Here is a 21,046-nt window from a genome sequence, read left to right on the forward strand (position 1 = left end):
GAAGTTTCGTCATTGTAAGCAATCAGGCTACACCTAGTAACTTTTCTCTATAATGATCTCTTGTGTGGGCGCAGGAGGATCATTATTGTAACCCGCCCAATCTTCAGATTCTTCCTGCAAAGCCACCTCTTCTTTAGGAATGAGAGCTGATATGGAGGCGACATAAGAGACTAGTACTGGTGGTGGCTTAGGCTTATTTTCATTTAGTTTTTGCATCCAACCGCTGATAAATGATACCACCATAGGCTGATTGTATTCATAGTCATGATTGGCACCAGGTATTTGCATAGAGGTATATTTATTTTGTGCAAACTCTCGTTGACGTTCCTTCATTTGGTCAAGGACTTCCGCATAGTCAAACTGACCAGCAATATCGAATAACGGAACTTTTATCTCAATTTTTTTCTCGTCTTTTTTAGCCTCAGCTTTTGTTAAATCATATGCAGAAAGTAAAACCAAACCTTCAATTCCCCCCTGTTTATCAAAAGCCGCGAGGGTTTGCCCGACTTGATCTCCGTAATGAATCACCACAATGCGATTATTTTTTTGCTGACGCAAGGTATTGATTGCTTCTGGAAGTGCTTTGACCCAAGGTTCGGTGTTGCCTTGCTCACAGTTCAACAATACCGTTGACCAGCCATAATCTGATAAATGTTTTGCCGCGAACTCTAAAAAATCGGACCACTGTGCTTGTTCACCACCATGAATAACCACAATGGCACCATGCGGATCTTTTAAGGCGGACCAATAAGGCAACTTAATGCTCTTGCCATTAAGCTTTACTTCCAACGGCTCTGCTTGAGCAGTGGATATAATGAGGAAAAATGTTAAAACTATTCTTAAAATGTAATCCATATCGTCCCTGAAAAAATGTGTAGCCCGTATTAGCATAGCGTAATACGGGATCGGGGCCTAGTTCAAGGGCGATCCGGTATTAGGCAGCAACTAATAGTGGCTACATTTTTGTTCTATTCTTCTTTAAATGTAACACCCGCTTCATCCAGTGCTTTTTTAGCTTTATCAGCTAACAATTCATGAGCCACTGCCGTTGGATGTACTAAGTCAAAAAATAAATAACCATCACACGCATCCCTTTTTATCTGTTGCGGCTTCACTGCTCGAACCAGATTGAGTACTGACTTTTTAGCGAAATTATCGTTCATTAAATCAATACACGATCCATTAATATTATTAAATCCATACACTTGAGGATTAGCAACAACATCATTAAAGGATTGGTTCATATCGAAAAACAGCCATTCAACATCTGGATACTTCTGTTTTAAATTCGCTAGGGTGTTATTTAATAAGGAGTTATGTTCTTGCGAGAAATAAGACATAGTATCAATCGCTTCAAACTCAATAGCCGCCGGAGTGCTTCCTAAGTCAGGAATGTTAACAACTAAAATATGTTTTGCGCCACGATCCGCCAGGCGTTGTAAGCTCTCGGTAATTCCATCATTAACATCACGTAAAGTTTTCTCAACCTCGGTAGGCAATGCTAAATAATTATTGGAACCAATCCACACCACATAAAGACTATCGACACTTGCCTTATTTTGATGTGCTGCGAGATAATCTTTGACTTCTCTTCTTAATGTAAACAATACATCATCATCATCTTCATCTGAAGAAACACCTGCACCACCATAAGCATAATCTAATAAATGCGCTCCAGGATCCTTAGGAAAATAAGCAGCAGCTAAATGTTCTATCCATACAGGCCCATTAGAAAAACGACCCTTAAAATAAGGAGGAGATGGAGGCAATTGATGATTCATGAATTCATAGAGATTGCCGTTATCCGACAAGCTATCACCAAAGACAACTATATTATGGAGAGGTGTTGCTAGAACAATTCCAGAAAATAAAAAAGCAGCTAAAGTTGCTAACAGTCTCATGTATACCCTTAATTATAATTGATTGTTTTTAAAAACAAAATTTATCGATAATTATATCATTAAATAATCTTTTTGTTTATTTAATTTGCATTATCAATCCCCAATACCTCTGAGCCCAACATAAGAACACATCTTCATCCATAAGGAAATACCCTATGCTTCTCTTCTTGCCCTAATTTCTAAAGATTCCTATAGTAATTCTTTTACGGTAAGGAGATCTTAAATGACCCTATTTGAACAAGAGTTCATCGAAAAAACCCTCAATCTGCTCCAGAAGATTCTTTCTTGTGAAACTAAATTAACTGATGCAATTCATGCATTTACTCAAAACGATCCACATAATCCTCGTTATCAACTCAACTCTAAAATCGCTGATGCGCAACATTGGGAGGCGCAGGAATTACTGCAAGTGAGTGCGGCCTATTCGGAAAGCCTATTCCTCACTATCTGTTCCTTTAGCCAAGATACCACCATAAATCCTCAACAAATTGATGCGGCAATCGCTCTATTTGAAAAAGACTATTTCAGCTTCATAACATCTAATGGTATCCCGAAGCAAAGAATTAGCTCGATTAAAAATCAGATTGCGCAAATAAAGTTTGATAAGATTGGCACGGAAGACAGTAATCCAGTTACAGAGAAACCAACAGCCCATCCCTATAAATTTTTTACTCCTGAAACTACTACGGCAGGTTTTATTCTCACTGCATCACTGGCAGCGGCTGCAACACTTTATTTTGCAGCAAAATAGAAAAAACTCTTCTCCTAGTTACAGGAGAAGAGTCATTCTATAGCTAATTAGGCGCCACTACTAATTAAAGTTAATTTTAACTGACGGCCACAAACCCATGCTTTGGTTAAATCACTCACTACTTCTTTAGACATACCTTTTGGTAAGCGAACAGTAGAGTGATCATCATGAATTTTAAGACCTGTAATATGACGACTTTGTAAGCCTGCTTCATTCGCAATTGCACCGACAATATTGCCAGGTTTTACACCGTGGACTTTACCCACGTCAATGCGGAATAAATCCTGCTCAGCGCCGCCTTCCTCATTAAACTTCTTGCGACCACCTGCATCACCAAAACCTTTGCGGTCATTGGAGCGTCGATCATCGGAACGTGAAGATGAACGCTCACGGTCAAATCGAGATCCTCGTTCTCCACGCCCTTCTCTTTCAGGACGAGCAGCTTTAGGTGGTGTTTGTTCTTTTTGATGCCATGACTGATCTTTATGAATTAACAAGGCTAAAGTAGCGGCAACATCAACAGCAGAGACATCGTGTTCTTTAACGTACTCTTCAACAATCTTTTTGTATGCATGCAAATGTTCACTCTCTAAACGCGCAGTGATATTTGCCATAAAACGCTGTTGTCGTGCAACTTGAATCATATGATCATTTGGCACCGTTACTTTCGTAATGCGCTGGCGTGTATGTCGTTCCACACTGTTGATTAAACGTGATTCTTTTGGTGTAACAAACAAAATAGCAACACCAGAACGTCCTGCTCGGCCAGTTCGACCAATACGGTGAACGTAAGTCTCGTTATCATGCGGCAAATCGTAGTTAATTACGTGAGTAACACGCTCAACATCTAAACCACGTGCAGCAACGTCAGTAGCTACTAAAATATCGATTGCACCTTGACGGAACTGAGAAATAATACGCTCACGTAAGGCTTGAGTAATATCACCATGAATAGCCATAGCGCGTAAACCTTGCTGCTGCAGTAATTCGGCAACTTCTTCAGTGCTGCTTTTTGTACGCACGAAGATAATTACCCCTTGATATTCCTCAACCGCCAGGATACGGGATAATGCATCTGGTTTTTGATAACCCGCAGCAAACAAGAAACGTTGTTCGATGCTTTTTACCGTTGCAGTTTCTGAACGAATTTCAACGGATACAGAGTTTTGCAAATAAGTATTGGCAATTTGGCGAATGCGGTGTGGCATTGTTGCAGAAAACAACCCAATTTGTTTTTGCTCTGGGAGTTTTGCCATAATGGTTTCAATATCTTCAATGAATCCCATACGTAACATTTCGTCCGCTTCATCAAGGATGAAGGTACGTAAGTTATTTAAAACCAAGGTGCCTTTATCAATATGATCTAAAATACGACCTGGCGTACCAACAACCACTTGTGCACCTGAACGCAATTGTTTTAACTGACGGCCATACTCTTGTCCACCACATAGGGTAGCAACAGTCACCCCACGTTGTCTGGCACTTAATAATTCGAATTGTTCAGCAACCTGAATCGCTAATTCGCGAGTAGGCGCTAAAATTAACGCTTGGGTACCTTGAGTGCTTGGAGATAAGCTTTGTAAAATTGGTAATGCGAAAGCCGCTGTCTTACCTGTCCCGGTTTGCGCCAGGGCAATAATATCTTTTCCTTCCAACAAAAGTGGAATAGTTTGAGCTTGAATGGGTGATGGTGTAGTAAACTTCATATCCTCCAGTGCCTTATTTATAGCATCTGAAAAATTAAAGGAGGCAAAGTTTGGTATATCTTGAATCATAAACTTCCTAATCGTGTAATGCATAGCCTAAAAAGGCCAAGCTATATAAAATTTGCTCAGTATAATAACAAAATAAACAGTGTGATGCACGATATTTGTTACATTTAATTCAAATTCCACTAATAAAAAATTGAAATAATCATTAATATTCATGCACTTTATGATTATATTTTATCTTTACTTTATTCCTTTGTGACAGTCCTTCATCACCCAAACAACATGAAATAATGGGCTTTTATTATGTTTAACAAAGGGTTAATAAGATTATTGTTATTTATTTGGCAACAGGTTTCTGCCGAAGTGCCACCAAGCCACAGGAATTCTAACGCCTAATTCGGCCCTGTAGTTATTGGATTCACCCTAATGGATAATTTGCCTATCGATTTTTTTGGTTTGAAAGTTCACAGCTTTATAATGTTGATCCCACAACAGGCGCATTTAACCATCCGCCTAATGGTCCCTATGCAACAGGATGACGGGCAGATGCGATTATCGTAACGCCTAATGGTGTATTTGTCTATGTGGTTAACCGAAATAGCCACTAAATCATCGCTTATAATATTGATTAACAAAAACCAACCCTGCCGGTATTACGACTTCGTCTAAATATAGATTATTAATATAAAACATGAAGTTCGCACTAATATTTTGTCTTTTACATATTCGTTTGTTACAGTCCAAAGTGTCAACAAATAAAATTAGGGATTTTTATCATGATACATAAAGGGTTATTAGGACTAATATTATTATTCGCACAACAAACTGCTTCAGGAACCCCTCCTCTATCAGATGCTTCAAAAAAAAATACGTCTAATGGGATTGCCGAGTTAACACTAACCGTTAATGATCGTAGCGCCGTTGTATGCTCCAACTTTGTTCAAAACTGCACCATAAATATTGGTACAACAGGTTGCGTCACCCCTCCAGGTTTCATTACTGTTACCAATAACTCCATAGTGAATGCACGAAATATATCTGCCTCGTCCACTGATGCCAATTATTTAAGTTACGTGCTGCAAAATAACCGATGCCCATCCATACTGAAACCTAAAGCCAGTTGCGCTATCTCATTCACGTCAACTAATGCTAATGCGTTTTATATTCCCAATGTAGTAGTTCAGGGAAGCAATACTAATGCCGCATTTTTTAATATTAATGCCCTGCAATGCTCCACACCTCAAACCGGAGCTTTAGTGCCTATTCCAGGAAGCCCGTTTGTAAGCGGCAACTTCGCAAGCAACCTTGCAGCAACACCCAATAGCCAATTTCTGTATGTTGCAAACATTAGCGAGGGTGGTAGTGGTTATACCATTGCGCCGACTACCGGTGTCTTAACACCTGTTGCAGGAAGCCCTTACAATCCAGGGAATAGCTATGGGGGTGTTGCGGTAAGTTCTAATGGTCAATACGTTTACTTTACCGATAGTAATAATAACTCCGTTGCTCAATTCACTATCAACCAATCTACGGGTGTCTTAAGTCCTGTAGATAACTATGAAGCCGGAGTCAGCCCTGTCTTTATTGGCTTCTCGCCCAATGGGCAATTTGCCTATGTAGCCAACCTAAATGGCGCTAACCTTTCAGCGTATACAGTGAGCCCTACTAGCGGAACACTGGAACAACTTTCCGCAAGTCCTTATTCTGTTGGAGCGAGCAGTCAGCCCACAGGCCTCGTCGTATCACCGAATGGCCAATTTCTCTATGTAATTGATTATTTGTTTGGTCGTATTTATGGCTATACAATTAACCAAACTACAGGGGAACCAACCGAGATGCCAGGTAGCCCCTTCCTCACAGGATTGTATCCCGGAAAGATTATTATCAACTCCACGGGCACCTTTGTTTATGTGGCGGCCAATAATGGGTCTGGATTCAAAACTACCGCCTATGATACTGCGATTTGGATCTACTCTGTTAATCCGACCACCGGAGCCTTAACTGATGTAACCCCAGGCATCCCGGATACAGGTGCTTCAAGTATTGCCTTAACGCCTGATGATAAATTTGCTTACGTTACGAATTTTAATCAGAACACCGTCAATGCAGATAGTGTGAATTCGACAACAGGCGCATTAAGTACTCTACCTAATGGCTCCTATGCAACAGGAAACGGGCCTACAGCAGTCATCGTGACTCCTAATGGCTCATTTGTTTATGTAGCTAATTTGAATAGCGGTACTATCTCTGGTTTTACTATCCATTAGTAAATATGTACCCTGGTTATAAGCCACCAGGGTACGTCTAACACAGCCGTTTATATTAATGCGGCTAAACGACAAGCTTGATCAATAGCATGACGCGCATCAAGTTCTAAAGCTTTATAAGCACCGCCAATTAAATGCACTATTTTTCCAGCTTCTTTGAGGGGTGCCTGCAGTGCAGCAAACTCCACTTGTCCGGCACAAAGAACCACGTTATCAACGGCTAAAAGCTGTGGCGTTTCATTGATTAACACATGTAAACCGTCATCATCAATACGTTCATAAGTCACACCGGAAAGCATTTTTACCTGCTTATGTTTCAAGCTCAATCGATGAACCCAACCTGTAGTTTTACCCAAACGCTTGCCCAATTTTTCTTTTTTACGCTGCAATAAATAAACTTCTCGGGGGCTTGGGGCTACTTGCGCAGGCTTAATGCCTCCACGATGTTGCCCAGTTACATCAATCCCCCACTCATCATAAAATTCGGCTGCAGACGTATGAGGTTCGTGCGTTAAAAATTCAGCTACATCAAAACCAATGCCACCAGCCCCAATAATTGCTACTCGTTCCCCTACCGCTTTTTGGCCGGTAATTACCTCGATGTAGCTGACAACTTTGGGGTGATCAATTCCGGGAATATCTGGAGTGCGGGGTTTAATGCCACTTGCTAACACAATTTCATCATACTCGTTCAATTGCTCAACCGTAGCCTCGGTTTGCAAAAGTACGTTTACTTCATATTTTTCGAGCTGATACTTAAAATAATCCAAAGTATGCTGAAACTCTTCTTTACCAGGTATTCTTTTCGCTAAGTTAAACTGCCCACCAATTTGCTCGGCTTTCTCAAAAACGGTGACTTTATGGCCACGTTCAGCAGCTACGGCTGCAAAGGCTAAACCCGCAGGCCCAGATCCTACCACTGCAATCGACTTAGGTTCGGAAGTTTCTTCATAAATTAACTCGCTTTCATTACATGCTCGTGGATTGACCAAGCAAGATGCGGTTTTATTAACAAAAATACGATCCAAGCAGGCTTGATTACAGGCAATGCAGACATTAATCGCTCGACTTTCACCTAATTTCGCTTTTTCAGCAAATTGCGCATCGGCTAAAAAGGGTCTTGCCATAGAAACCATATCGGCAACACCCGACTCAATCAGCTCATTGGCAAGTTCAGGTGTATTAATACGGTTCGAGGTAATCACCGGAATACTGATTTCAGGCTTTAAATGTTTGGTTATCGGAGTAAAGGCGGCTTCAGGAACCATCGTGGCGATGGTTGGAATACGCGCTTCGTGCCAGCCGATGCCGGTGTTAATGATGGTCGCTCCGGCTTGTTCAACGGCTTTAGCCAATTGCACCACCTCTTCCCAGCTACTGCCATCAGCGATTAAATCCAGCATGGATAAACGGTAAACAATAATAAATTTCTCACCAACCGCCTCACGCACACTGCGCACCACCTCCACCGGAAAACGCATGCGATTTTCATAACTGCCACCCCACTCATCCGTACGCTGATTGGTATGGGTCACAATGAATTGATTGATTAAATAGCCCTCACTTCCCATGATTTCAATTCCATCATAACCAGCTAATTGGGCCAGACGTGCACAGCGTGCAAAATGCCTGATGGTTTTTTTTATGCGGTATTTACTCATCCCCCAAGGCTTAAAAGGACTAATCGGTGACTTAATAGAGCTAGGAGCAACGATAAACGGATGAAACCCATATCGTCCTGCATGCAAGGCCTGCAGCAGAATTTTGCCGCCGGCATCATGAACAGTCTGCGTTACCAACTCATGCAACTGCTGTTCTTTGCTATTAGTCAATTTCGCAGAGAAAGGGGCTAAACGCCCCGCTCTATCCGGAGCAAAACCACCTGTGGTAATTAAACCAACCCCCCCCAGCGCACGTTCACGGTAAAATTGCGCCAAGCGATTCAAACTTCTCTTGTCTTCTTCAAGGCCCGTATGCATTGAGCCCATTAATAAACGGTTTTTTAATTGGGTAAAGCCTAAGTCTAAAGGCTGGAATAGGGCTTTGAATGGGGTATTGTCAATTCTCAAATCCATGAGCGCTCTCACTATTAAGACTGCAAAATCAAAAGTATAAACCGGGTCAGGCTCTTTTTCACAGAAAATCTTTTGCGTGCGTCCCACCCAAAGCAGATTTTTGTTTTTTTATAAATCCAGATAACTATAAGAACACATATAGATGGCGAAGGCTATAGAGCCAAGTGGAATCAAAAAGCCTACATATAGCTCAATTTATGTACATTTGCGTTTTAATAAACTATAATATTAAATAGGGGTTGTTTGGGGATAGATTTATGAAAGATCCTTTTGCCGCACTAAAAGATGCCTTGCAGCCAGTGTTTCATAGAGCACCTATGAGAAATGAGCGTTTTATGTACTCCGAGATTCAGCAACTAAAGCAATCTTTGGATAACTACCATCCTATTCCCCAAAGAAAATTTATTGAGTTATTAAAGTTTCTGAAGGCGGTTATTCCTCATCTGGAAAAATGGCATCTGGACTTTGGTGTAATTAAAGCACAAGTTGATTGCTTGGCGAAGACCCTTAATTTGCCGCCAATGAAATGGGATAATTACCTGTCTCACTCTAACGCTTCCCTCAAGTTCCAATTCAGCGCCTTAAATCATCGATCCCAAGAGGCAGACTTACTAACCTGGCTCACTCAAAAATCAGGAACTGCCATTAAACACGATAACCCAAACTCAATTATTACCATGTTACTGGAATACCGAGATCATTTTGGCTTTAGCCAAAGATTAAGTGCTCAACTGAAAAAAGAACCGGATTTTTTAACTGACTTGATTATGGATTCAGAGCATAATTTTGTGCAAATTGTACGGACACGCATGGTCCTCTATTTAACTGATCGACAATTAGCAGAAGCAATAATTAAGCATATTCCTCACTTTGTACAAAATAATCCCGACCCGATTACGAAAGCCGCACAACTGGTAGAAAAACTAAATGATACGTTGTCTAATGGTCGTTCAATATCAACCATATTACGTAATGCAGAAGCAAAATTTATTTTGGATAGTTCTGAATTAATACAAAGATATCAAAGCGCTGAATTGGCGAAGAAAGGGGGGCAAAATCGTCATCCGGTGTCGGATAACTCTCCCTCTTTATTAGAAGAAGGAGAGTTTAAACTATCATTTTAGTGTTGAATTAATCTAATAATTCTAAAGATTTAACAGTATCACGTTCCTGTCTCAATTCATCTAAAGTCTTATCAAACATTTCACGACCGTAGTCATTCATTGTTAAACCTTCAACAACTTTTAACTCACCATTTTCGCGACGGCAAGGAACAGAGAAAATTAACCCTTTATCAACGCCATACTCACCTTCTGAATGACGGCACATAGAGAACGTCTCGCCAGCGGGAGTATCGAAAACAAGATGATTTACCCCTGTAATCACTGCATTTGCAGCAGATGCCGCTGAAGAAAGACCACGTGCTTTAATGATTGCCGCTCCACGTTGTTGCACTGTAGAAACAAAAGTATCTTTCAACCAAGCCTCATCATTAATTACATCTGCAGCAGACTTACCATTGATTTTTGCGTTATAAAAATCTGGATATTGAGTTGCAGAATGGTTACCCCAAATAGTCATTTGACTTACGGCAGTAATATCAACACCCGCTTTTTGTGCTAATTGCGTACGCGCTCTTAATTCATCTAAAGTAGTCATCGCAAAGAAACGATCGTTAGGAATATCACGTGCATGGTGCATCGCAATTAAACAGTTAGTGTTGCATGGGTTACCCACTACAAACACCCGCACGTCATCACTGGCATTATCATTAATCGCCATGCCTTGTTTGGTGAATATTCCGCCGTTGATTTGTAATAGGTCTGAACGCTCCATACCTTGCTTGCGTGGTACTGAACCTACTAATAAAGCCCAGTTAACTCCGTCCATGGCCTTATTCAAATCAGAAGTACAAACGATGCGCTTCAATAGTGGGAAGGCGCAATCATCCAACTCCATGGCAACCCCATTTAATGCTTGCAGTGCTGGCTCAAGCTCTAGTAGGTTTAATTCCACCTCAGTATCTGCACCAAACATTTGTCCGGAAGCGATACGGAATAGTAATGCATATCCAATTTGCCCTGCAGCGCCTGTAACGGCTACTCTAACTCGTCTCTTTGCCATGTTATCCCCTTTTTTCTTATTCATTTTTGTGACAAAACGTATGTCATGATACTATTGCATTTCCAAACAAGCCAGTCTAAAAGCGTAATGATTCCTTTATCGTTGTATATTCATATTCCTTGGTGTATTCGCAAATGCCCTTATTGTGATTTTAACTCCCATAAAAGTCCGGAAGTATTGCCAGAACAAAGTTACATTCAGGCCCTTCTTTCCGACTTAAAAACTGATTTAATGGAGTTTCAGTCTCGTGAAATCAGTTCGATTTTTATCGGCGGAGGCACTCCCAGCCTGTTATCGGCTGAAGCCTATCACATTTTATTTTCTGAATTAAAAAAAATACTGCCTTTTGCTCCAGATATTGAAATCACCTTGGAAGCAAATCCAGGAACGGTTGAACAACAGCGCTTTACTGATTATCGACACAGCGGAATTAACCGCCTGTCTCTAGGCATTCAAAGTTTTAATCCCGAGCACTTAAAAGTTCTGGGACGAATTCATGATGAGCAACAAGCACATCGCGCTATTGCTGCTGCACGCAATGCTGGTTTTGATAATTTAAACCTAGACATTATGCACGGATTACCGCAACAAAGCATCGCGCAGGGAATAGAAGATTTACGTACCGCCTTATCCTATCAGCCCGAACATTTTTCCTGGTACCAATTAACCATAGAACCGAATACCGTTTTTTACAAAGAAAATCCCCCTCTTCCCTCTGAGGATGAGGCCTGCATCTTAGAGGAACAAGGTTTAGCCTTGTTAAAAGAATCAGGATTTACCCGTTATGAGATTTCCGCGTTCTCTAAAACCAATAAGCAATCACGCCATAATTTGAATTATTGGTTATTCGGCGACTATTTAGGTATTGGCGCAGGAGCTCATGGAAAAATAACTGCGGATGCTCGCGTTTTACGCACACGGAAACATCGTCAACCTAAAGATTATCTAAACCCGGAAAAACCTTTTCTTGCGGATAGGCAACAAGTAGAGGGGGATGAGCTGATTTTTGAATTCATGCTGAATACAACGCGCCTGGAACAAGCAATTCCTTTCGAGCTATTTACGGAACGCACCGGATTAGCACTCACTGAATTGTTGGGACCATTACAGGTTGCGGCCGGAAAAAAACTAGTCCATTTAACTGATAAACATTGGCAAGTTACCGAGTTTGGTAGAAGATACACCAATAATTTGCAAGCACTTTTTTTACCGGAAGCACAGTAATGCACGAATTTTAGCTCAGGATCGCCTAAAATATAAGGAGTCAGTTCTCTTACGCCTGAAAACTCTGAAAGTTCGAAATCAGGGGATTTTTTAGCGAAACAGGCATTGATTTATTAAATGTTTTAGGTAATTCTTATCCCCGAAACTGATGTTAATAGTTTAAATAAAGGAGTAAATCCGTGATTTTAGCTGCTTTTTTGATCATACTTGCCTATTTAATGGGGTCAATTTGTTCTGCAGTGATAGTATGTAAAGCATTTGCTTTACCTGATCCACGTTCTGAGGGTTCTCAAAACCCAGGCGCAACTAATGTATTGCGGCTCGCTGGAAAAAAATACGCTACCATCGTTCTGGTTACGGACCTACTTAAAGGTACTGTTCCTGTTGTAATCGCCAAAATACTGGGTGCAGATTCCACCCTGATCAGTTATGTTGCCTTGGCTGCAGTGCTTGGCCACATGTACCCCTTTTTCTTCGGCTTTAAAGGCGGAAAAGGTGTGGCTACTGCCATAGGGGCTCTTTTAGGCTTCCAATTTATTGTGGGCATAATGGTGACAGCAACCTGGTTATTGGTGGTGAGATTCTCCCGCTTTTCCTCACTGGCTTCAATTGTTTCCATCGGTTTGGCACCGTTCTATTCGATACTGATTATTGGTCGCATCAATATATTTCCTCCCATATTTTTTATGGCCGTATTAATTTTGATCAAACATAAAGACAATATTCTTCGTTTGATTGATGGCACAGAATCTAAGGTTAAATTCAAACAAAAAAGTGTCATTGAAGAGGTAATGGATGATCCCCCTCCTCCAGCTAATTCTGCTGATATTGCTGCAGAGGAACATTTGGCAACGGCTAAGGTAATCGACTTATCTTCCGCGCGCAAAACAGTAGAACAACGAGCAGCAACTGCGCAAGAAGCGAGTGTAAAAGAAACCCCAGAAACAAACACAGCGAAAAAAGAAACGGCAGTCAAAAAGAAGCCTAAGAAAAAGACAGCCCCTAAGGCGAAAAAGGCTAAAGATGAAGACCCCAAAGACAACGCCTAGATAAAACTACTCAAAATGCCTGGTTGCAAGCAACCAGGCACTCTCAAAGCCCAGCATACCAATTTACCCGCCCCTTATTACAAGGGATAGCCTAACAGCCAAAGGATGATTTCTTTCTGATAGTTTCATTCATTTAAAATTAGAGTAATGGGGGCCTCTTCTTCACTCTCATCCATCGCCACATTATTTTCAATTAAACCACGAATTTCATCAATCTTAGCTAGAGTTGCTTCTACCCGTTCAAGATAAACTGTATGCAATGATGTCCCCGACCACAGAGTATGCCATGAATTTCCTAAGCGGCATTCTCGGCAACCACTGGGTCTTGGCATCAGCATGCAATAATATTTTAGTAAGCTACTAATTATCGTGATTAAGCCAATAGCATCAGAATCTTTAAGTGTGGCCATATTCGTACTGGCTATTTTATCCCCTACTTGCTTTGCTATTTTAAATTCAAATTTGAGTCTTTCTTCGATGCTCTTTGCTGCCGATTTTTGCGAAAAAATCTGTAGCAGCTCAGCCAAGAATTCTTTACGAGACTCTTTTTCAGCCGGTATATCAAGCTCAAGAGATTAAAGCCTATAATGCCATTATTAAGGCAATTTTGACGCAGGCGTTTTTTCTGCGGTACCGGGCAAAAATGCTATAGATATAATGCTCGAACACACAGAGGGGCTAAGAAAACAACAGAATCTTCTACAGCAGGCACTGGAAATAGAGTTACCACAGCAAAAACAAAACGTTAATAAGGCGATTGTAGCGGTTGAACCACCAGAAGAAATACCAGCACAGGCAAACGATGTAGAAGCAGATGATGAACTTTTATTATCATTAATTGACCAAACACTAGATGCTGGTGAACAACACCTTCTTAAGGGTTCTGAAATTAGGGTGGAGTTGCTACAAGAAGACCACTCAGCGACGCATGAGGTCGAGCCCAAGGACCAAAAAAATGATAGTAACCAACCGAAAATTGGAGATGACTATCCAGTCAGGTTTTTCGAGTGGGTAAAGTAGAACCTGGCAAACCGTACCAGCAGCAGCTAGCAGATAAGAAAAATCATCTGCTCGCTGCAAAGCAGTGCTTAAAGGAATCTATGCAATAATGAACCCGAACACCAGCTGCTACGCGAAAAACAAGCACGGCTCTTGCGATTTATCGCCGAGACACCGGTGAAGTTAGCTCCCTATCTGCTGCGCGGCGCACAGCTGCAAGCCGACATTGGGCTCTTTGAGGCACATATCCGTGAACTCATCAAACAAATTCAAGAAAAAAGAGCACTCAAGCCAACGGCCAACGGGCCTTAACCTCAACCCCAATTTGTGGATCCTTTTCCCCTGACAACATCCGCAAACAGCCAGCATAAGCAACCATCGCACCGTTGTCCGTACAATACTCAAGAGCAGGAAAATAAATCTCCCCACCAATTCCCTGTATCCATTGCTGCAAAGCCAAGCGCAGAGCCTTATTCGCGCCAACACCACCAGCAACGACTAAACGCTTGCATCCAGACTCCTGTACCGCACGCTTACACTTAATGATTAAGGTATCGATAACTGCAAGCTGAAATGCTTTAGCAATTTCTGAACGTGCTTGCTCATCTTTATTGCTCTGATTCCAGGTATTCAATGAAAAAGTCTTTAAACCGCTGAAACTGAAATCCAAACCAGGTCTATCCGTCATCGGACGAGGAAAACGATAGGGAGTTGATTCACATTGATCTGCAAGTGCGGCTAATACCGGACCACCGGGATAGGGAATCCCCATTAATTTGGCAGTCTTATCGAAGGCCTCCCCTACCGCATCATCCAAGGTATCGCCTAATAATCGATATTCGCCCAAAGCGTTTACTTCTATTAACTGACAATGACCACCGGAGACTAAAAGTGCAATGAAGGGGAACTCCAAAGAAGGGGTTTCCATTTTGGCAGCGAGTAAATGGGCTTCCAAATGATGAATACCTAAGGCGGGGATATTTAATGCATAAGCCAGACTTTTAGCAAAACAAGCCCCTACCAATAAAGCACCAATTAAACCTGGGCCGGCGGTATATGCAATACCCTCAAGATCCTGCTTTTTAAGATTGGCTCGGTGCAATACCTCATCCAGCAAAGGAATAAGATAATTTACATGGTCTCGTGAAGCCAACTCCGGCACCACCCCACCATGCACCCTATGCGTGTCAATTTGCGAATGGAGGGCATGCGCTAACAGGCCAGCATCCGAATCATAAATAGCAACCCCAGTTTCATCACAAGAAGACTCTAAACCTAATACCAACATGGGCAAACCTGACAATAATAAATCAACTGAAAATTATAACATAAAATAAAAACGAAAATAATTTCATGCTATAATCTTGACTAGGGCTTCAAGTCAAACTAGAATTGCCCACCTACTGAGAATAAATTGTTAGAGGATATACTTAATGCCTACAGTTCGCGTCAAAGAAGGCGAAAACCCAGAATACGCACTGCGCCGTTTTAAGCGCTCTTGTGAAAAAGCCGGTATTTTAACCGAGCTACGCCGTCGTGAATTTTATGAAAAGCCAACTGCTGAGCGTAAGCGCAAACAAGCTGCTGCAGTAAAACGTCACCTAAAGAAAATTTCTCGTGACACTTCATCACGACAAAATATAAAACGTCGCCGTAAATAAGTTTTCATTCTGTATTATTGACCAGGGTCACATTTTGTGGCCTTTTGGTTTTTGTACAAGCCTCATTTCCTTCACATAAGGATTAGATCATGACTATTAAAGAACGTCTCAACAATGATATTAAAGACGCAATGCGTGCAAAAGATAAAAATCTATTAACCACATTACGTTTAATTACTGCTGCAGTAAAACAAATTGAAGTTGATGAGCGTATCGATGTCGATGAAGAGCGCATGTTAGTGATCTTGGATAAAATGAGCAAGCAACGTAAAGAGTCTATTTCTCAATACGAAAAAGCGAATCGTGACGATTTAGTAGCCCAAGAACAATTCGAACTGGCAATCATTGCTAAATACCTACCTGAGCCATTGTCTGCTGCTGAAGTAGAAAAATTAGTTCAAGATGCGATTACCTCTACTGGCGCTGAAAAAATGGCAGATATGGGTAAAGTTATGGCCCAGTTAAAGCCAAGTCTGCAAGGTCGTGCTGATATGTCGCAAGTGAGCACTCTGATAAAGGCCAAGTTAAGCTGAGGATCTCTATGTCTGGCTTAATTCCGCAGCCATTCATTGACGATCTCCTGCAACGCACTGATCTGGTTGAGTTAATTGATGGCTATGTTCCCCTTAAAAAAAGGGGAAACAGCTATACTGCGTGCTGCCCATTTCACAATGAAAAGTCCCCCTCCTTCAACGTAGTTGCCAGGAAACAATTCTATCATTGCTTTGGCTGTGGAGCCTCAGGCAATGCGATTAGCTTTGTGATGAATTATCTCAACCAAGGCTTTATTGACGCAATCGAAACCTTAGCAACCCGTGTGGGCCTTACCGTTCCACGTGATGGGCAAAATGAGAAAACTAACGTCTCGCAGGACTTATATAAACTCATGTCCGCGGTAAATCTTTATTATCAAAAACAACTCAAGCACGAAGGCCAACCTGCAATTAACTACTTACGCAGCCGAGGCTTAAGTGGAGAAATAGCAAAATTATACCAATTAGGTTTTGCCAATGAAGGCTGGCATAACCTGGACAAAACGTTTCCTCGCGATCAAAAAGAATTGATCACCACGGGAATGCTCGTTAAAAATGACGACGGTAAAATTTACGACCGTTATCGCAATCGCGTGATGTTCCCCATTCATGATCGCCATGGACGTATCATCGGTTTTGGCGGCCGCGTACTCGATGACCAGAAGCCCAAATACCTAAACTCCCCAGAGACGCTAATCTTTCAAAAAAGCAAAGAGCTCTATGGCTTGCATCAAATTTTACAGCAAAAAAAATCCATTGATTACATCATCGTGGTTGAAGGCTATATGGATGTAATTGCCTTAGCACAACATGGCATTATGAATGCCGTAGCCACTCTAGGTACTGCCACCAGCAGCTATCATATTCAGCTCTTAGCCAAACATACTAAATCGCTTGTGTTTTGCTTTGATGGTGATAATGCCGGCAAGCAAGCGGCATGGCGCGCGCTGGAAAGCAGTTTGCCTTACTTAAATGATGGCTTAGATGCTCGTTTCATTTTCCTGCCTGAAGAACATGATCCCGACAGTCTAGTACGTGCAGAAGGTAATGAGAGTTTTTTAAACCGATTAAAACAAGCAATACCTTTGCACCGTTTTTTCCTCAATACTCTGGCTAAAAACATTAACTTGCAAAACCCTGCCGGAAAAACACAGCTAATCAACCTGGTGAAACCCTTTCTACAAAAAATGTCAGAAGGTTCCTATACGCAATTGTTAATTGATGAACTGGCTCGTTTAACTCATATCGAAAGCCATAGACTTAACCTCTTGCTCACCGATAAAGCCCCAGCACCAGCAGCAAAAGAACAAACCGCCACCATTGCGCGCACACCGATGCGCATTGCCGTAGCGCTGCTCTTACAAAATCCGGAAATATATGCCAAGTGCAAAGAACAAATTGATCCTAACTTATTGGATGCGAGCGAACATGAAATCTTATTGAAGCTATTGCAACAGCTTGCAGCAAATCCGCAAGCCAATACGGCTTCATTAATTGAAACCTGGCGCGACCATTCTTATTTTGACTTTATTAATCGACTGGCAGCCTGGAATCACCAGGTTCCTGAAGCGGAATTAGTCAAAGAATTTATTGATATAATCTTATTTTTGCAAAAACAAAATCAAGAATTAATTATCCGTCGTCTTATTGAAAAATCCCGGCAACAGGGGTTAACCGAAGCAGAAAGGATAAGTTTGCAAAAAATGTTACAGGAGCGTCACGTGTAAATATTAAAAACTTATCGGGGCTGTTTACATTTCTCTGACTTGAGCCAAAACGGCGCGAGCAGCGAAATGTAAACAACCCCTACTCCAAGCCTGGCGCGGGGTAGAACAAATCAGTGCAAATAGTTCAATAAACTACTGGCATGTTCCTGCTAGCCAGTTTATAATCAGAACATTTTGTAATGCTTAATTGTCCTTAAAAAGAAGTGCCTATGACCATGAATGATCAAGAACAGCAAAGCTCACAGATAACCAAAGTCATCAGCCTAGGAAAAGAACAAGGCTATTTGACCTACAGTCAAATCAATGACTTATTGCCTAACATCGTTGATACCGAACATTTCGATGTGATTATCAGCATGTTAGAAGGGATGAATATTAAAGTATTCGAACTCCCACCAGGTGATGACGAATTAGCTCTTCTACTTAATACTGAAGAAGTACCTGACATTGAAGAAGCAGCGATGGTACTTGCGTCCGTAGATAAAGAAACCGGCCGTACCACCGACCCAGTACGTATGTACATGCGTGAAATGGGTACTGTTGAGCTGTTGACTCGTGAAGGTGAAATCCGGATTGCGAAACGCATCGAGGAAGGGATTTATCAAGTTCTTAAATCTCTGGCTCACTATCCGGAAACAGTTCAATTAGTTCTTGATGATTACGAACGCGTCAGCACTCAAGAAATCCGTCTTAATGAAATCATTAGCGGCTTTGCTGATGGTGATGAAGAAGTTGCCCCTGCTGCAAGCATTGGTTCTATGCTTGATGAAGTACAGCAAGCAGCCATAATCATAGCGGATGACGATGAAGAAAGTGAGAGTGAAGGTGAAGGCGGCATAAGTGAAGTCGATGACGGCCCCAATCCTGAGCAAGCACAAATTTACTTTGACGATCTACGTGCCTGCCTTGAAGTAGCAGTGAACGTTGGAAATGAGCACGGCAGAGCACATGCTAAAACATTAAAAGCGTTAGAGGCAATGTCGGATTCATTCTTAAAATTGAAGTTAACTTCACGCCAAGTGGATCGCTTAACTCGCCATTTCCGCCAACTACGTAATCATATTCGGGAATACGAACGCAATATCATGCGTTTGTGTATTGAAAAAGCACGTATCCCACGTAAGCTGTTTATTGATACCTTCCCAGGACAAGAAACCGAGCTTGAATGGTTAGGCAACATCACAACTAAGCATGCTAAAAAATTAGATATGCCGCGTATTGACGAGTACAAAGAAGAAATTCTACGCATCCAATCGCGTCTGGTTTCTTTTGAAGTTGAATACGGCTTAAGCATTAGTGAAATTAAAGACATCAACCGAAAAATGTCAATTGGTGAAGCGAAAGCTCGTCGCGCTAAGAAAGAAATGGTTGAAGCAAACTTACGTCTGGTAATTTCGATTGCCAAAAAATACACCAACCGTGGTTTACAATTCCTCGACTTAATTCAGGAAGGTAACATTGGTTTGATGAAAGCAGTAGACAAATTTGAATACCGTCGCGGTTACAAATTCTCTACCTACGCGACTTGGTGGATTCGTCAGGCAATTACGCGTTCGATTGCGGATCAGGCACGTACCATTCGTATTCCGGTACATATGATTGAAACCATTAACAAGCTCAATCGTATTTCCCGACAGATACTGCAAGAAACTGGCCGTGAAGCAACTCCTGAAGAGTTAGCAGAAAAAATGGAACTCAGCGAAGACAAGATTCGCAAAGTTCTAAAAATTGCTAAAGAGCCCATTTCTATGGAAACACCAGTTGGTGATGACGATGATTCACACTTAGGTGATTTCATTGAAGACAACAACATTGAATCGCCAATTGATATGGCAACTGCGGAAGGCTTACGTGAAGCAACTCTGGAAATCTTGGAAACATTAACGCCAAGAGAGGCCAAAGTACTGCGCATGCGTTTTGGTATCGAAATGAATACCGACCACACTTTAGAGGAAGTTGGTAAGCAATTCGACGTTACCCGTGAACGTATTCGTCAGATCGAAGCAAAGGCGCTACGTAAACTACGCCACCCATCACGTTCTGAGAAACTAAGAAGTTTCCTAGAAGGCGACGAAGGCTAGTCGACGATCCTGCACTCACTCTAGGTTGGGCCTTGGCCCAATACTAATTCGACTGTGGCTCAATGAATCAATAAGCCACAGACGCCCTCTCCTTCAATTATTATACTTAGCCGCCTCTTGCAATCCCAAAACCGCGCCAAAGCGCTGTGACGCCGAAATAAAGCTACAAAAAGCAATCAGCTCAATAATTTCCGCTTCAGAAAAATAATCCTTTAAGTAATTTACTTCCTGCTCACTCACCGCCTGATGATCAATGGCAAATTTATTAGCAAAGCGCAAAGCCACCAACAACCGAGCCTCTTCCACATTTTTATCAGGAGGACCAGCCTTAGCCATACAATACTGACACTGATTCGTAAAAGCCAAAGCCCGTCGCACCTGCTCTAAGAAATTATCACTAAAGGTAGTACTCTTAAAAAAAGCCTCTTCCAAAGCACTCCAAGGCTCCAAAATATGCGGAGCATGCCCTAATAAACGCTCAAAAGGAGTCGAACCATTATTAGAAAGACCAACATAAGACATAGATAATTACCCCAAACAAATTAATAATTCAAAGTTAACATATCGCCTCACAAAAACACACGCAAAAACGCATGGAAATCCTATAAAACCAATTGCTTATAAAAACTTACTAAAAAAACTAGCGCAATACTCAATTTAAGTTTAAAATAAACTCCTCTTCCGGGCCCATAGCTCAGTTGGTTAGAGCAGCGGACTCATAATCCGTTGGTCCTAGGTTCAAGTCCTAGTGGGCCCACCAATTAAAGCCAGTAAAACCAATAAGTTGCAATCGACTATCCCAACCCCTCAAAAACCATTGTGGGGATTTTGGGCTCTTTCCCATTTAAGGGGGCAGCTATAATCACCCACAGAGCACCTTAACACGCACTCTGTAATTTTCAAAATTCCTAAAACCATAAGCTCTACATTGAATCAATTTCA

Annotated in this window: 18 protein-coding genes and 1 tRNA gene; 11 read left to right on the forward strand and 8 right to left on the reverse strand. The window is 41.6% G+C overall.

Features of this window, described 5'->3' with window-relative positions; all coding sequences use genetic code 11:
- Positions 1 to 33: 33 nt before the first annotated feature.
- The gene (locus ACD661_RS14870) at positions 34 to 855 is read right to left on the reverse strand and encodes an alpha/beta hydrolase (protein WP_400188655.1); all 822 of its coding nucleotides are present in this window, start codon (positions 853 to 855) and stop codon (positions 34 to 36) included.
- A gap of 113 nt (positions 856 to 968) precedes the next feature.
- Complete coding sequence (plaA, locus tag ACD661_RS14875) at positions 969 to 1,901, reverse strand: GDSL family lysophospholipase PlaA (RefSeq protein ID WP_400188656.1); 933 nt, start codon at positions 1,899 to 1,901, stop codon at positions 969 to 971.
- A gap of 223 nt (positions 1,902 to 2,124) precedes the next feature.
- Here plaA and ACD661_RS14880 point away from each other — a divergent pair, with 223 nt between their 5' ends.
- On the forward strand, positions 2,125 to 2,652 hold the full coding sequence (locus ACD661_RS14880; protein ID WP_400188657.1) for a hypothetical protein: 528 nt from the start codon (positions 2,125 to 2,127) through the stop codon (positions 2,650 to 2,652).
- Positions 2,653 to 2,699: 47 nt separating this feature from the next.
- Here the strand turns inward: ACD661_RS14880 and ACD661_RS14885 are convergent, their stop codons facing one another.
- The gene (locus tag ACD661_RS14885; protein WP_400188658.1) at positions 2,700 to 4,427 is read right to left on the reverse strand and encodes a DEAD/DEAH box helicase; all 1,728 of its coding nucleotides are present in this window, start codon (positions 4,425 to 4,427) and stop codon (positions 2,700 to 2,702) included.
- 713 nt (positions 4,428 to 5,140) lie between these two features.
- On the opposite strand from ACD661_RS14885, the gene ACD661_RS14890 reads away from it, so the two are divergent.
- On the forward strand, positions 5,141 to 6,631 hold the full coding sequence (locus tag ACD661_RS14890) for a lactonase family protein (protein ID WP_400188659.1): 1,491 nt from the start codon (positions 5,141 to 5,143) through the stop codon (positions 6,629 to 6,631).
- Positions 6,632 to 6,681: 50 nt separating this feature from the next.
- Here ACD661_RS14890 and ACD661_RS14895 read toward each other — a convergent pair whose 3' ends face one another.
- Positions 6,682 to 8,706 carry an NADPH-dependent 2,4-dienoyl-CoA reductase gene (locus ACD661_RS14895; RefSeq protein ID WP_400188660.1) on the reverse strand — a complete coding sequence of 675 codons (2,025 nt, stop codon included), beginning with the start codon at positions 8,704 to 8,706 and terminating at the stop codon, positions 6,682 to 6,684.
- Between the two features lie 257 nt (positions 8,707 to 8,963).
- On the opposite strand from ACD661_RS14895, the gene ACD661_RS14900 reads away from it, so the two are divergent.
- Positions 8,964 to 9,830, forward strand: coding sequence for a hypothetical protein (locus tag ACD661_RS14900; RefSeq protein ID WP_400188661.1), 867 nt, complete (start codon positions 8,964 to 8,966; stop codon positions 9,828 to 9,830).
- 7 nt (positions 9,831 to 9,837) lie between these two features.
- On the opposite strand, the gene ACD661_RS14905 is transcribed toward ACD661_RS14900, so the two are convergent.
- Complete coding sequence (locus ACD661_RS14905) at positions 9,838 to 10,830, reverse strand: malate dehydrogenase (RefSeq protein WP_400188662.1); 993 nt, start codon at positions 10,828 to 10,830, stop codon at positions 9,838 to 9,840.
- A gap of 87 nt (positions 10,831 to 10,917) precedes the next feature.
- Here ACD661_RS14905 and hemW point away from each other — a divergent pair, with 87 nt between their 5' ends.
- Entirely contained in the window at positions 10,918 to 12,054 is a 1,137-nt protein-coding gene (hemW, locus tag ACD661_RS14910; RefSeq protein WP_400188676.1) for a radical SAM family heme chaperone HemW, read from the forward strand.
- Positions 12,055 to 12,233: 179 nt separating this feature from the next.
- Positions 12,234 to 13,103, forward strand: coding sequence for a glycerol-3-phosphate 1-O-acyltransferase PlsY (gene plsY / locus ACD661_RS14915; RefSeq protein WP_400188663.1), 870 nt, complete (start codon positions 12,234 to 12,236; stop codon positions 13,101 to 13,103).
- Between the two features lie 125 nt (positions 13,104 to 13,228).
- Here the strand turns inward: plsY and ACD661_RS14920 are convergent, their stop codons facing one another.
- Positions 13,229 to 13,630: a hypothetical protein gene (locus tag ACD661_RS14920; protein ID WP_400188664.1), complete on the reverse strand. Its 402-nt coding sequence runs from the start codon at positions 13,628 to 13,630 to the stop codon at positions 13,229 to 13,231.
- A 130-nt stretch (positions 13,631 to 13,760) separates the two neighbouring features.
- Here ACD661_RS14920 and ACD661_RS14925 point away from each other — a divergent pair, with 130 nt between their 5' ends.
- Positions 13,761 to 14,123, forward strand: a complete 363-nt coding sequence (locus ACD661_RS14925) for a hypothetical protein (protein WP_400188665.1) — start codon at positions 13,761 to 13,763, stop codon at positions 14,121 to 14,123.
- 265 nt (positions 14,124 to 14,388) lie between these two features.
- Here the strand turns inward: ACD661_RS14925 and tsaD are convergent, their stop codons facing one another.
- Positions 14,389 to 15,390, reverse strand: a complete 1,002-nt coding sequence (gene tsaD / locus ACD661_RS14930) for a tRNA (adenosine(37)-N6)-threonylcarbamoyltransferase complex transferase subunit TsaD (protein WP_400188666.1) — start codon at positions 15,388 to 15,390, stop codon at positions 14,389 to 14,391.
- Positions 15,391 to 15,535: 145 nt separating this feature from the next.
- On the opposite strand from tsaD, the gene rpsU reads away from it, so the two are divergent.
- From rpsU to rpoD, 4 genes are all read left to right on the forward strand, one after another.
- A complete protein-coding gene (rpsU, locus tag ACD661_RS14935) occupies positions 15,536 to 15,763 on the forward strand; it encodes a 30S ribosomal protein S21 (protein WP_347573806.1) in 228 nt (75 codons plus the stop codon).
- 89 nt (positions 15,764 to 15,852) lie between these two features.
- Positions 15,853 to 16,296 carry a GatB/YqeY domain-containing protein gene (locus tag ACD661_RS14940; protein WP_400188667.1) on the forward strand — a complete coding sequence of 148 codons (444 nt, stop codon included), beginning with the start codon at positions 15,853 to 15,855 and terminating at the stop codon, positions 16,294 to 16,296.
- 8 nt (positions 16,297 to 16,304) lie between these two features.
- Positions 16,305 to 18,023: a DNA primase gene (gene dnaG / locus ACD661_RS14945; RefSeq protein WP_400188668.1), complete on the forward strand. Its 1,719-nt coding sequence runs from the start codon at positions 16,305 to 16,307 to the stop codon at positions 18,021 to 18,023.
- Positions 18,024 to 18,232: 209 nt separating this feature from the next.
- On the forward strand, positions 18,233 to 20,104 hold the full coding sequence (gene rpoD / locus ACD661_RS14950; RefSeq protein WP_400188669.1) for an RNA polymerase sigma factor RpoD: 1,872 nt from the start codon (positions 18,233 to 18,235) through the stop codon (positions 20,102 to 20,104).
- A gap of 93 nt (positions 20,105 to 20,197) precedes the next feature.
- Here the strand turns inward: rpoD and ACD661_RS14955 are convergent, their stop codons facing one another.
- On the reverse strand, positions 20,198 to 20,626 hold the full coding sequence (locus tag ACD661_RS14955) for a carboxymuconolactone decarboxylase family protein (RefSeq protein ID WP_400188670.1): 429 nt from the start codon (positions 20,624 to 20,626) through the stop codon (positions 20,198 to 20,200).
- Positions 20,627 to 20,787: 161 nt separating this feature from the next.
- On the opposite strand from ACD661_RS14955, the gene ACD661_RS14960 reads away from it, so the two are divergent.
- Positions 20,788 to 20,864, forward strand: a tRNA-Ile gene (locus ACD661_RS14960).
- The last annotated feature ends 182 nt before the right edge of the window (positions 20,865 to 21,046 follow it).

This window comes from Legionella lytica, assembly GCF_044626755.1.
Taxonomy (GTDB): domain Bacteria; phylum Pseudomonadota; class Gammaproteobacteria; order Legionellales; family Legionellaceae; genus Legionella; species Legionella lytica_A.